An 11,919-nucleotide genomic window follows, 5' to 3' on the forward strand; every position below is an offset into this window, starting at 1 on the left:
ACTTGTAAGATGCAGTAACAATTCCCCTACTTCAAAGAGAGACTATGGTGCTGGAAATAGTCAGTAGAGATTGTGAATTTCTATCTTGATAAACACGAGTAGACGGTCTTTCCGTTATGAAAATGAGAAACATCACAATAGTGATGTAATTAGGGTGGCAACACGTACAACCACGTCCCTTTTAGGGGCGTGGTTTTTTTGTTCTCATCGAACAAGTAGTAAAATAATTGGAGGTAAACCAAATGTTAGACATTAAACAAATTAGAACGAATCCTGATTTTGTAAAAGAGCGTACAGAAAAACGGGGCATGAATCCAGTTGTAATCGATGAGATTCTCACATTAGATGAAGAACGACGCACTCTGATTCAAAAATCTGAAGAGTTAAAAGCGAACAGAAACAAAGTATCTGAGCGTATTGCACAGAAAAAACGTAATAAAGAAGATGCAGATGCTGAAATTAAAGAAATGCAAGATGTCGGTAAAGAAATCGCAAATATAGATACAAAGCTAAAAGAATTAAACGCAGACTTTAATGATAAAATGGCACGCATTCCTAATCTAATTCACGAAGAAGTACCTGTTGGTGCAGATGACTCAGAAAACGTTGAGATTCGTCGTAAAGGCAAGAAAAAAGAATTTACTTTTGTGCCAAAACCCCACTGGGAAATCTTAGAAGACTTAAAACTTGCAGATTTCGAACGTGCATCTAAAGTTTCAGGTACACGTTATGTTTATCTAACAGGAGATGGTGCACGATTAGAGCGTGCGTTAATGAACTTCATGTTAGATATTCACGCGAAAAATGGGTATCGTGAAATGATGACACCACAAATCGTACGTGGCTCTGCAATGTACGGTACAGGTCAATTACCAAAATTTGAAGAAGATTTATTCAAGATTCAAGACATGGATATGTACACGATTCCGACTTCAGAAGTAACGTTAACAAACTACTATGCCGGCGAAATTATGCCAGCAGAAAAAGTTCCAACACGATTCACAGCACAAACGGCATGCTTCAGAAGTGAAGCGGGATCAGCTGGACGTGATACGCGTGGATTGATCCGTCTACATCAATTCAACAAAGTAGAAATGGTACGTTTTGAGCGTCCGGAAGATTCTTTTGCAGCGTTAGAAGAAATGACAGAGCATGCAGAAAACATTCTAAACTTACTTGAGATTCCACATCGTACAGTCATCCTATGTACTGGAGACATTGGTTTTGGCTCTTCTAAAACTTACGATGTTGAAGTGTTCTTACCAGCATATGATGGATACCGTGAAATCAGCTCAATCTCAAATATGACAGATTTCCAGGCGCGTCGCGCTAACATCCGCTTCAAGAGAAATAAAGATTCAAAAGTAGAGTATGTTCACACGTTAAACGGTAGTGGTTTAGCAGTTGGACGTACGATGGCAGCACTCTTAGAGAATTACCAAAATGAAGACGGAACAGTAACGATTCCGGAAGTACTAAGACCGTATATGGGTGGTCAAGAACTCATTGAAAAGGTATAATAATAATACTGAATGCTCCTAATTCTTAGGAGCATATTTTTATAAATTGAGGAGTGCTTGAATTGAAATTAAATACCGACATCCAAGTATTATTAGCAGTACTCGTCGGATTTGTATGTTTTTTACTATTTGATTATACAATTATATTGGGACTCATTGCGTTTCCCTTTTTAATATATTTCTTAATGAAGATAAAAACCGAATCGATGATGCATCTTTGGATTACAACACTCATTTTAATTATAGTAGCGAGTGTGTTTTTCACAGTCTTTAGTTTCATGTTACTCATGATTGCATTCTTTGTCGCGATGTTCTTAGAACGCACAATTCGAGGTGGATACACACAGGAGAATGCGATTGTCTATACAGGATTTATGCTAGGACTCATGTTGCTATCCTTTATTATAATGCTTCAAGCAGTTGGCGAAATTCCGTCATTTGACGTGATTGCTGGAAGAGTCATCGACTGGTATTCAGGACAGTTGAAAGAAGTTGAAAAAATAGTTGGTGCAACAGAAATTGTTGATATGAAACTCATCAGTGCTTATATCAATCAATTTTTCATAACATTACCAGCACAAATTTTAATTTTTGGATTTTTTATGTCACTTTACACTGTTTTAATGGTTCGAGTGTTGAACCCAATAGGTAGAGTATGGCAGAAGAGACATTTCATGTATTGGATCGTGCCACGATTTGTCGCACATTTATACTTCATTGGTTTACTCATATCGTTATTTATTGCACCAGAAGGTCCAGTGTTTAACGTCTTATCGAATGTAATGTTATTATTAGAGTGGGCATTATTCGTGCATGGTGTTGCATTTACGTTTTATTTTGTTAAAAAGAAAAACATGCATACAGCAGTGGTTGTGCTATTCTTCGTATTAGCGATTCTATTACGACCAATCACTATCTTTATTGGATTTATGGAATTGATTTTAAGAATTCGTTTAAGAATGGAACTCGATAATGGAAGGAAGTGACCTGGATGTTTAAAGTGCTAGATAAAAAGCTCATATTAATACCGTTTGCAATTATGTTACTTCATATCGTCATTTTGTGTACGTTTATTTTAGTAAATAACTTTAGTTTTGGGATACTGAGCTTTTTCGTAAGTACAATTATTCTAATACTTGTTTATATTTACGCTAATCGATGGCTCTCTTTAAGTGAAAACAATCTGCAATTACTTGCTAAAGATATTGCGACGGGTAAACAATATACTGTTGACGATTTGCCGTTTGGGTTAATCATTCTAAACGATGATGATGAAATTATGTGGATGAACGAATACATGGAAAGCGTTGTGCCTGAGGAACTTTATAAAGAACCCATCAATGTGACGTTTCCAAATTTACTTACAACACTCCGTACAAATAATTTAACATCGACGGAAGCTGTTTATAATGATAGATATTACAGTGTCTATCATGAAGAAGATATTAAAGCACTTCATTTTGTAGATATCACAAAATTAAAAGAGCTTGAGAATAAAATTGAGAACGCACGTCCAGTCATCGGTATTCTATTCTTAGATAACTATGATGATGTAACTCAAAACATGACAGAAGCGCTGAAAAGTGAACTGAACAATATGATTACTACAGCAATCAACGAATGGGCTACGGAACATCATATCTATATCCGTCGTTTCTCAAACGACAGATTTATGATTGTGATGAATACCGAAAGTCTGAAATCACTTGAAAAAACTAAGTTCGAATTACTCGATACTGTGCGTGATAACACACAAGAGATTGGCGCGCAAATTACCCTATCTATTGGTATTGGTGAAGGTTCAGCCGACTATACTGAAGTTGGTCAACTTGCACAGTCTGCCCTAGATTTATCCCTAGGACGTGGTGGAGACCAAGTAGCAATCAAAGCGGTGAACGGTGCAGCTCGCTTCTACGGTGGTAAGACTGATCCTATGGAGAAACGTACACGCGTGAAAGCACGTGTTATGGCACATGCGCTAAGAGATATTCTGAAAGAAGGAGATAACGTCATTATCATGGGCCATAAAAGCCCTGATGTTGACTCAATTGGTGCATCGATTGGTGTGGCGAAGATCGCAAGCTCAAATGATATCGATGCAAAGATTGTCCTAAATGAATCGGATCTTGATGATACACTGTCCCGTCTCATGAACGAAGTACGCGATCACGAAAGTCTATATAACCTCTTCATCAGCAGCGATGATGCGTGGGACATTATGACGCCGAATACAACGGTTGTAGTTGTAGATACGCACCGACCTTCTATGGTGTTAGACGAAGACATTCTAAACAAAGCAACGCGTAAAGTCGTGATTGACCATCATAGACGTGCAGATGAAATGATTTCTAACCCGTTACTTGTTTACATGGAACCATATGCATCAAGTGCATGTGAACTTGTTGCGGAGTTATTAGAATATCAGTACAAACAAAATAAAATGTCTCGTATCGAAGCTACAGTGATGTTAACAGGTATTATTGTTGATACGAGAAACTACACGCTCCGTACAGGAAGTCGTACGTTTGACGCTGCGAGTTATCTACGGTCAAATGGTGCGGACCCAGTACTTGCCCAGAAATTCTTAAAAGATGATATCGACACCTTTATCGCACGTAGTGATTTAATTAAATCTGCAAATATCGATAAGCATGGTATTGCAATCGTTAAAGCAGATCCTACGATGACGTATCACCCTGTGACTGTAGCACAAGCTGCTGACACACTACTCCAAATGGAAGGTGTACGTGCATCATTTGTTGTCGCAATACGTGAGGATGAATCCATTGGTATTTCTGCCCGCTCGCTGGGTGAAGTGAATGTACAGATTATCATGGAAGCGCTTGGTGGTGGCGGGCACTTAACAAACGCTGCGACAAGACGTACGGATCTTACAATAGATGAACTATATGATGAATTAGTAACAGAAATAGAAAACGCAAGAGATTCTAGGAGTGAAGATGAATGAAAGTAATTCTATTAAAAGATGTTAAAAATATTGGTAAACAAGGTGAAGTCAAAGAAGTCGCTTCAGGTTATGCGCATAACTTCTTATTTAAAAAGGGATTTGCTGAAGAGGCAAACGCTAAAAACTTAGCGAAACTCGAAGCCCAAAAAGAGAAAGCGAAAGAAGAAGCAGCGTCTGAATTAAAAGAGGCGCAAGAGTTGAAGAAAGAACTCGATGGTTCAGAAGTTGAGATTGCAATGAAATCAGGAGACGACGGGCGCTTATTTGGTTCAGTGAGTTCTAAACAAGTAATCGAAGCGTATAAAGCACAAAAGAACGTGACACTTGACCGTAGAAAACTCGATATGCCAGAGCCATTTAGATCTCTTGGATATCATAAAGTAAGTATCAAATTACATCCAGAAGTCACTGCACAATTAAAAGTTCATGTTGTGGAACAGTAAGGGTGTTTCATTATGGAAAACTTTGATGTAGGGAAACAGATGCCTCACAATATTGAGGCAGAACAAGCCCTACTTGGTGCGGTTCTACTTGATCCTGTCATCATTTTAGATGTGAGAAACGTCTTGGATATCGATGATTTTTATCGTCGAGAACACCAGTTAATTTACCAAGCGATGATTACGTTAAGTGATAACAATAAAGAGATTACAGGAATCTTGCTTGGTCAAGAGCTGATTCGTATGAATGCGATAAATGATATAGGTGGCGTAACATATTTACAGACGCTCACGCAGATTACCCCTTCAAGTTATAATTGGGAGCAGTATGCTGAAATTGTATACGCCATGTCATTAAAGCGAACAGTCATTCAAAAAGCGAGTGAACTCGTCGAGAGTGGGTATTCGACAGACGTCGATGTGGATGATCTTTTGTCAGTTGCGGAAACTTCGATGATGAATATCGGTGAAGACCGTGGACGTGAGGGATTTAAGTCGATGCGTGACGTCGTTGTTAATATCTTCGAAGAGCTCGATGAGTATTCAAAGAAAGACAACTCGGGTATTACGGGGATTCCAACAGGATATCGTGAACTCGACCGTATGACGAGTGGTTTGCAGCGCAATGACCTGATTATTGTTGCAGCGCGACCATCTATGGGTAAAACGGCGTTCGCTTTAAACATCGCAGAGAACGTTGGTATGGCTCGTGATGGCGAGTATTCTGTTGCGATATTTTCGCTTGAGATGGGTGCAGAACAGCTCGCAACACGTATGATTGCATCAGTTGGTCACATCGATTCTTCTAGTCTTAGAAACAGGAGTTTATCGAATGACGAATGGGATAACCTCGCGATGGTGACGAACCGCCTAGCAGGTACGCGTATTTTTATCGATGACTCACCAGGTATTCGTGTAAACGATATACGTTCGAAGTGCTTAAAGCTTCAGGCGCAACATGGGCTTGATCTTGTAATTATTGACTACCTACAATTGATTCAAGGATCCGGTGGAAAGCGTAGTGAGAACAGACAACAAGAAGTGTCCGAGATTTCTCGTATGTTAAAAGCACTGGCGCGTGAGTTAGAGAGTCCAGTCATTGCACTGTCGCAGCTCTCTAGGGGAGTAGAACAACGTCAAGATAAGCGCCCGATGATGAGTGACTTGCGTGAATCTGGTTCTATTGAGCAAGACGCTGACATCATTGCGTTTCTCTACCGAGATGACTACTATAATCGCGGTGATGGAGATGAAAATGATGGTGGTACACAGAGTGTTCAAGATGAAATTGAAATCATTTTAGCCAAACATCGTAATGGACCCACTGGCACTGTGTCCTTGATGTTTAACAAAGCACACAGTAAATTTATGGACATTGACTTTAGAGAATATGGTGATGGATATATCCCACCAAATTAAGCACGGCGTCGCTATCTACAATGATAGACGACGCTTTTTTTATTGATAATTCAGTAAATTTGTGGTAGATTAGATAAGGTTTAAAAAAGATTTAATGGAGGCAATGCTATGTCTGGAACAGTTGTTGTGGGAACACAATGGGGAGACGAAGGTAAAGGGAAAATCACAGATTTCCTAGCGGATGAGGCAAACGTTATTGCACGATTTTCTGGTGGAAACAACGCGGGTCATACGATTCAATTTGGTGGAGAAACATATAAATTACACTTAGTTCCATCTGGAATTTTTGCGAGTGATAAAATCGCTTTAATTGGAAACGGTGTTGTGATTGACCCGCTATCACTAATTAAAGAATTAGATGGACTCGAGTCACGTGGAATTAATACAAGCAACTTAAGAATTTCTAACCGCGCAAACGTTGTACTTCCCTATCACATCACTCAAGATGAGCTAGAAGAAGAGGCACGTGGAGACAACAAGATTGGTACAACAAAACGTGGTATAGGACCATGTTACGTAGACAAAGTGCAGCGTATCGGTATCCGTATGGCGGACCTTGTTGATGACGAAGTCTTTTCAAAACGCTTAAAAGATAATTTAGAACTCAAAAACAACTACTTAAATAACATGTATGGTCATGAAGGATTTACGTTTGAAGAAATTCACAGTGAATATAAGAAAGCTGCAGATCGTTTAAGACCATATGTGACAGATACGTCTAAAATTTTAGATGATGCATTCCAAAACAATGAACGCGTATTATTTGAGGGCGCACAAGGTGTTATGTTAGATATCGACCATGGTACATATCCATTCGTAACTTCATCTAACCCAATTGCTGGTAACGTTACAGTCGGTTGTGGCGTTGGTCCAACACACATCAAGCACATCATCGGAGTTTGTAAAGCATACACGTCACGTGTAGGAGACGGTCCATTCCCAACAGAATTGTTCGATGAAGATGGAAATCACATCCGTGAAGTTGGTCGCGAATATGGTACAACGACAGGACGTCCTCGACGTGTCGGATGGTTTGACTCAGTGGTTGTACGTCACTCACGTCGTGTAAGTGGAATAACTGACCTCTCATTAAATTCAATCGACGTATTATCTGGATTAAAGACAGTTAAAATCTGTACTGCATACGAAATAGATGGAAAAGAAATTACAGAATACCCGGCAACTTTAGAAGATCTTTCAAAAGCAAAACCGATCTACAAAGAATTACCAGGTTGGGATGAAGACATTACTGGAGTACGTAAATTAGAAGACCTACCAGAAAATGCACTAAACTATTTGAAAGAAATAGAACGTCTATGTGACGTAAAAATCTCAATCTTCTCAGTCGGACCAGACAGAGATCAAACAAACTTATTAGCAGATCTTTGGGCGTAAGGTAACTTAATTGCACTTGAAGTATTTTCAAGTGCAATTAAGTTTTTAATAAATACTAAAAAGTGTTGCATTATTATTTATTACATGGTACTATAAATCTTGTGTTCAATAGTAAGGCCCCTTGGTCAAGCGGTTAAGACACCGCCCTTTCACGGCGGTAACACGGGTTCGAATCCCGTAGGGGTCACTTTTTTTATTTATACAATTTTTATAACAATGGTCCCGTGGTGTAGCGGTTAACATGCCTGCCTGTCACGCAGGAGATCGCGGGTTCGATTCCCGTCGGGACCGTTTCAAACTCTAGCGAAATATCGTTAGAGTTTTTTTAATCTTCTTATTCTGAGTGCCATGAAAAAGCCCATTCTAAATTCTTTATTTTGTTAATCAGATCAATAATTCTGCCGACAATTGTTTAAAACATATGTATGGTTAAAAGTACTTCATCATCTAATTAATGCAAACTCACCTTCCTTACATCTTTCTATGATTATCAAGTAATTTTATTTTAATTAAGTAATAACGATGTATTTTCTATGTAACTGTATTGACATATATTCTTTGTAAAGCATATAATTTATTTATAACCATATGAAAACGGTTTAAATTAAATATCCTTATTAAGGAGGAAAAACAATGAAAAAGTTAGGTACATTATTACTCTTACTTGTTTCGGGTATCGTACTAGCTGCTTGTAACTTCGGTGGTGGCGGAGACGCTGACAAATCCGAAGATGGTGAGGCAATGAAAGAACTGAATGTTTCTATTACATCAGATCCACCAGCGTTCCACCCAGCACTTGCTACGGATACTACTTCAGGTGCGATTTTAGCATCAGCATTTGAAGGTCTTACACGCTTAGATGCCAAAGGAGAACCTACTGAAGGTATGGCAGAGAAAGTTGAAGTAAGCGAAGACGGTAAAACATACACATATACATTACGAGACGCAAAATGGTCTAATGGAGATTCTGTCATTGCAGAAGACTTCGTATATGCATGGAAATGGGCTTTAGATCCAGAAAATGCTGCAGACTATGCATATCAACTATATTACATAGTTGGTGCTGAAGAATATAACAATGGTGAAGGTTCTGCGGATGATGTTGGTGTGAAAGCACTTGACGAAAAAACGCTTGAGGTTACTCTTGTGAACCCAACGCCATTCTTTGATGAGTTAACAGCATTCTACACTTATTTCCCAGTGAACTCTAAACTTGCTGAAGAAAATCCAGATTGGTATAAAGATCCAAGCGGAGATGACTTCGTTGGTAACGGTCCATTCAATCTAGACGAATTCGCAAGTGCGGATCATATCACTTTAAGTAAAAACGATAATTATTGGGATAAAGACAATGTCGCTTTAGACAAAGTAAATATCTCAATGATTGAAAGTGAAGCGACAGCACTTAAAGAATACCAAGCAGGTAACCTGGATTACCTTGGTGCGCCATTTAACACAATTGACTTAAATGCATTAGATGGATTTAAAGAAGACGGTACATTAAACGTTTCTGACCAAGCGGGTACTTACATGATCGTATTCAACACTAAAGATGATATTTTAGGTAACAAAAATATCCGTGAGGCATTAACAACAGCAATTGACCGCGATGGTTTAATTGAAAACGTAACTAAAGGGGAACAAAAACCAGGTTCTGGTTTAGTACCACTTACAATGACAGGATTTGAAGAACCAGCTGATTACTTTAAGTCTAACGATATCGATGCTGCTAAAGCTGCTTTAGATAAAGGACTTGAAGAACTTGGCTTAGACAAACCTTCTGATCTAAAAATTAAATTATCTTACAACACAAGTGAAGCTCACGCTGCAATTATGCAGTTCATTCAACAAGGTTGGGCAAAAAACCTTGGTATCGATGTATCTCTAGATAACTCAGAATGGCAAGTTTACCTTGAGCAATTAGATGCAGGAGAATACCAAGCTGGACGTTATGGTTGGGTTGGAGACTTTAACGACCCGATCAACTTCTTGGAGATTTTCAAACGTGATGGCGGTAATAACCAAACTGGTTGGACTAACAAGGAATACACAGATCTTCTGAATCAAGCTGCAACTGAAACTGATGAAGCAGCTCGTACTCAGAATTTAAAAGACGCTGAAGAAATCTTTATGAAGGATTTCCCAATTGCTCCGATTTACTTCTACACTAACCTATCTGTTAAACAAGATGGCGTTAAGAATATGGAGTCAGATCCAATGGGTAACGTACAGTTAAAATACGTTGACATTGAAAAGTAAGACCTAAAAGGTGAGTGTAATCACTCACCTTTAATTTATTTTAAGGAGGGTTTCACTGTGATTAGTTACATAGCGAAACGCTTAGTATACATTCTTATTGCCATGTGGTTAATTATCACAGCAACATTCTTCCTGATGCGCTTAGCTCCAGGTAACCCGTTCGCATCTGAACGTGCATTGCCACCAGCAATTCAAGAAAGTCTGAATGCACAATACGGATTAGATAACCCATGGTACGTCCAATATAAAGACTATTTAATAAACAGTGCTAAAGGTGACTTTGGTACCTCGATGAAATATAAATACCGTGAAACGAACGATATGATTGCAGAAAGTTTTCCTGTTTCTATGACACTTGGATTAGAAGCGATGCTAATTGCTGTTGCTTTTGGTGTACTAATAGGAACGATAGCTGCTCTATTCCATAATAAATGGCCAGATTATCTCTTGACTATAGTGGCCGTCTTGGGGATATCCATCCCGAGCTTCGTTATGGCCACAATCTTACAGTATTATTTAGCTCTTCAACTTGACTTGTTTCCAATTGCAGGATGGAAAGGCTTCGCTTATAGTATCCTTCCAGCAGTTGCACTAGCTTCTACACCAATGGCGTTTATTGCTAAATTGACGCGCTCAAGCATGTTAGAAGAAACAAACAGTGAATACGTTAAGATGGCAAAAGCAAAAGGTATTTCAAAGCCAGTAATTGTGTTTAAGCATGCACTTAGAAATGCACTTTTACCGGTAGTCACATATCTTGCACCACTTACAGCAGGAGTTGTTACAGGAAGTTTCGTTATCGAGAAAATCTTCTCAATTCCTGGACTGGGTAAACACTTTGTAACGAGTATTACAAACCGAGACTATACAGTAATCATGGGTACGACCGTTTTCTATGCAATTATACTGCTGTTGGCTGTTTTAATTGTCGATATTTTATACAGCTTTATTGATCCACGTATTCAGCTGAGAGGAGGCAAATCAAATGACTGATAAAGAGCACATTAAGTTAAATCCGGAAGATTTTGAAGTGGTCGGTGAACGAGAAGATCAAGCCGAGCAACTGAGTAAAAAATCCATTTCATTCTGGGAAGAAGTGCTCAGAAGGTTTATGCACAATAAACTTGCACTCATTGGACTTGTATTACTCGTAATCATAATACTTGGTGCTATTTTTGTACCAATGTTCTCAGAGTTTACGTATAGACAGCAAAATGGAGATTATAACGCAGCACCATCATCGAAGTATTTCTTTGGTACCGATGATCTTGGTCGTGACATATTTGTCCGAGTTTGGGTTGGCGCACGAATTTCTATCTTCATTGGATTTGCCGCAGCAGTCATTGACCTTGTTATCGGCGTCGCATGGGGTGCAATCGCTGGTATGCGTGGTGGCCGTGTTGATGAAATTATGATGCGTATTGCAGACGTATTAACTGCTGTACCGTACCTACTTGTAGTAATTATCTTGCTTGTTGTTATGCAACCAGGGTTATTACCAATGATTATTGCAATCTCAATTACAGGTTGGGTAAACATGGCACGTATTACACGCTCTGAAATCTTGAAATTAAAGAACCAAGAATATGTTTTAGCTGCACGTACACTGGGTGCGTCTAGTGGACATTTAATCATGAAACACTTAATTCCAAACGCACTCGGTGCAATCTTAGTCACAATGACTCTGACAATTCCAAGTGCGATCTTTACAGAGGCATTCTTAAGTTATCTTGGGCTTGGTGTCCCTGCCCCACTCGCAAGCTGGGGAACAATGGCTAACGATGGGTATCCAGCACTCGCAAACGCGCCTTGGAGACTATTTTTCCCTGCGGCCTTTATCTGTTTAACAATCTTTGCATTTAATACAGTAGGAGACGGGCTGAGAGATGCGCTCGATCCAAAGTTAAGGAAGTGATAG

General features: G+C 39.1%; 9 protein-coding genes, 2 tRNA genes and 1 other annotated feature (1 of these 12 only partly in view). All 11 genes read left to right on the top strand.

Annotated elements, in window-relative coordinates:
• Positions 1-183, top strand: a binding site (T-box leader) (it extends 7 nt beyond the left edge of the window).
• A gap of 59 nt (positions 184-242) precedes the next feature.
• The 11 genes from serS (at position 243) to H9D55_RS02305 (ending at position 11,916) form a co-directional block, all read left to right on the top strand.
• On the top strand, positions 243-1,520 hold the full coding sequence (gene serS / locus H9D55_RS02255; RefSeq protein ID WP_186076477.1) for a serine--tRNA ligase: 1,278 nt from the start codon (positions 243-245) through the stop codon (positions 1,518-1,520).
• Positions 1,521-1,582: 62 nt separating this feature from the next.
• Positions 1,583-2,506: a DUF2232 domain-containing protein gene (locus tag H9D55_RS02260; protein ID WP_186076479.1), complete on the top strand. Its 924-nt coding sequence runs from the start codon at positions 1,583-1,585 to the stop codon at positions 2,504-2,506.
• Between the two features lie 5 nt (positions 2,507-2,511).
• Positions 2,512-4,488 (top strand): DHH family phosphoesterase, encoded by a 1,977-nt coding sequence (locus H9D55_RS02265; protein ID WP_186076481.1) that lies wholly within the window; start codon positions 2,512-2,514, stop codon positions 4,486-4,488.
• Entirely contained in the window at positions 4,485-4,931 is a 447-nt protein-coding gene (gene rplI / locus H9D55_RS02270; protein WP_186076483.1) for a 50S ribosomal protein L9, read from the top strand. Before H9D55_RS02265 ends, rplI begins: the two co-directional genes overlap by 4 nt.
• A gap of 12 nt (positions 4,932-4,943) precedes the next feature.
• The gene (gene dnaB / locus H9D55_RS02275) at positions 4,944-6,347 is read left to right on the top strand and encodes a replicative DNA helicase (RefSeq protein WP_186076485.1); all 1,404 of its coding nucleotides are present in this window, start codon (positions 4,944-4,946) and stop codon (positions 6,345-6,347) included.
• Between the two features lie 108 nt (positions 6,348-6,455).
• Positions 6,456-7,742: an adenylosuccinate synthase gene (locus tag H9D55_RS02280; RefSeq protein WP_186076487.1), complete on the top strand. Its 1,287-nt coding sequence runs from the start codon at positions 6,456-6,458 to the stop codon at positions 7,740-7,742.
• Positions 7,743-7,857: 115 nt separating this feature from the next.
• Positions 7,858-7,929 (top strand) — tRNA-Glu (locus H9D55_RS02285).
• A 31-nt stretch (positions 7,930-7,960) separates the two neighbouring features.
• Positions 7,961-8,033 (top strand) — tRNA-Asp (locus H9D55_RS02290).
• 342 nt (positions 8,034-8,375) lie between these two features.
• Positions 8,376-10,001, top strand: a complete 1,626-nt coding sequence (locus H9D55_RS02295; RefSeq protein WP_186076489.1) for a peptide ABC transporter substrate-binding protein — start codon at positions 8,376-8,378, stop codon at positions 9,999-10,001.
• Between the two features lie 57 nt (positions 10,002-10,058).
• On the top strand, positions 10,059-10,994 hold the full coding sequence (locus tag H9D55_RS02300; protein ID WP_186076491.1) for an ABC transporter permease: 936 nt from the start codon (positions 10,059-10,061) through the stop codon (positions 10,992-10,994).
• On the top strand, positions 10,987-11,916 hold the full coding sequence (locus H9D55_RS02305) for an ABC transporter permease (protein WP_186076492.1): 930 nt from the start codon (positions 10,987-10,989) through the stop codon (positions 11,914-11,916). Before H9D55_RS02300 ends, H9D55_RS02305 begins: the two co-directional genes overlap by 8 nt.
• Positions 11,917-11,919 lie beyond the last annotated feature (3 nt).

The organism is Phocicoccus pinnipedialis, assembly GCF_903994035.1.
Lineage (GTDB): Bacteria > Bacillota > Bacilli > Staphylococcales > Salinicoccaceae > Phocicoccus > Phocicoccus pinnipedialis.

Coding starts and splice junctions, on each gene's coding strand:
- serS (WP_186076477.1), top strand. CDS start 243: ATGTTAGACATTAAACAAATTAGAACGAATCCTGATTTTGTAAAAGAG.
- H9D55_RS02265 (WP_186076481.1), top strand. CDS start 2,512: ATGTTTAAAGTGCTAGATAAAAAGCTCATATTAATACCGTTTGCAATT.
- rplI (WP_186076483.1), top strand. CDS start 4,485: ATGAAAGTAATTCTATTAAAAGATGTTAAAAATATTGGTAAACAAGGT.
- dnaB (WP_186076485.1), top strand. CDS start 4,944: ATGGAAAACTTTGATGTAGGGAAACAGATGCCTCACAATATTGAGGCA.
- H9D55_RS02280 (WP_186076487.1), top strand. CDS start 6,456: ATGTCTGGAACAGTTGTTGTGGGAACACAATGGGGAGACGAAGGTAAA.
- H9D55_RS02295 (WP_186076489.1), top strand. CDS start 8,376: ATGAAAAAGTTAGGTACATTATTACTCTTACTTGTTTCGGGTATCGTA.
- H9D55_RS02305 (WP_186076492.1), top strand. CDS start 10,987: ATGACTGATAAAGAGCACATTAAGTTAAATCCGGAAGATTTTGAAGTG.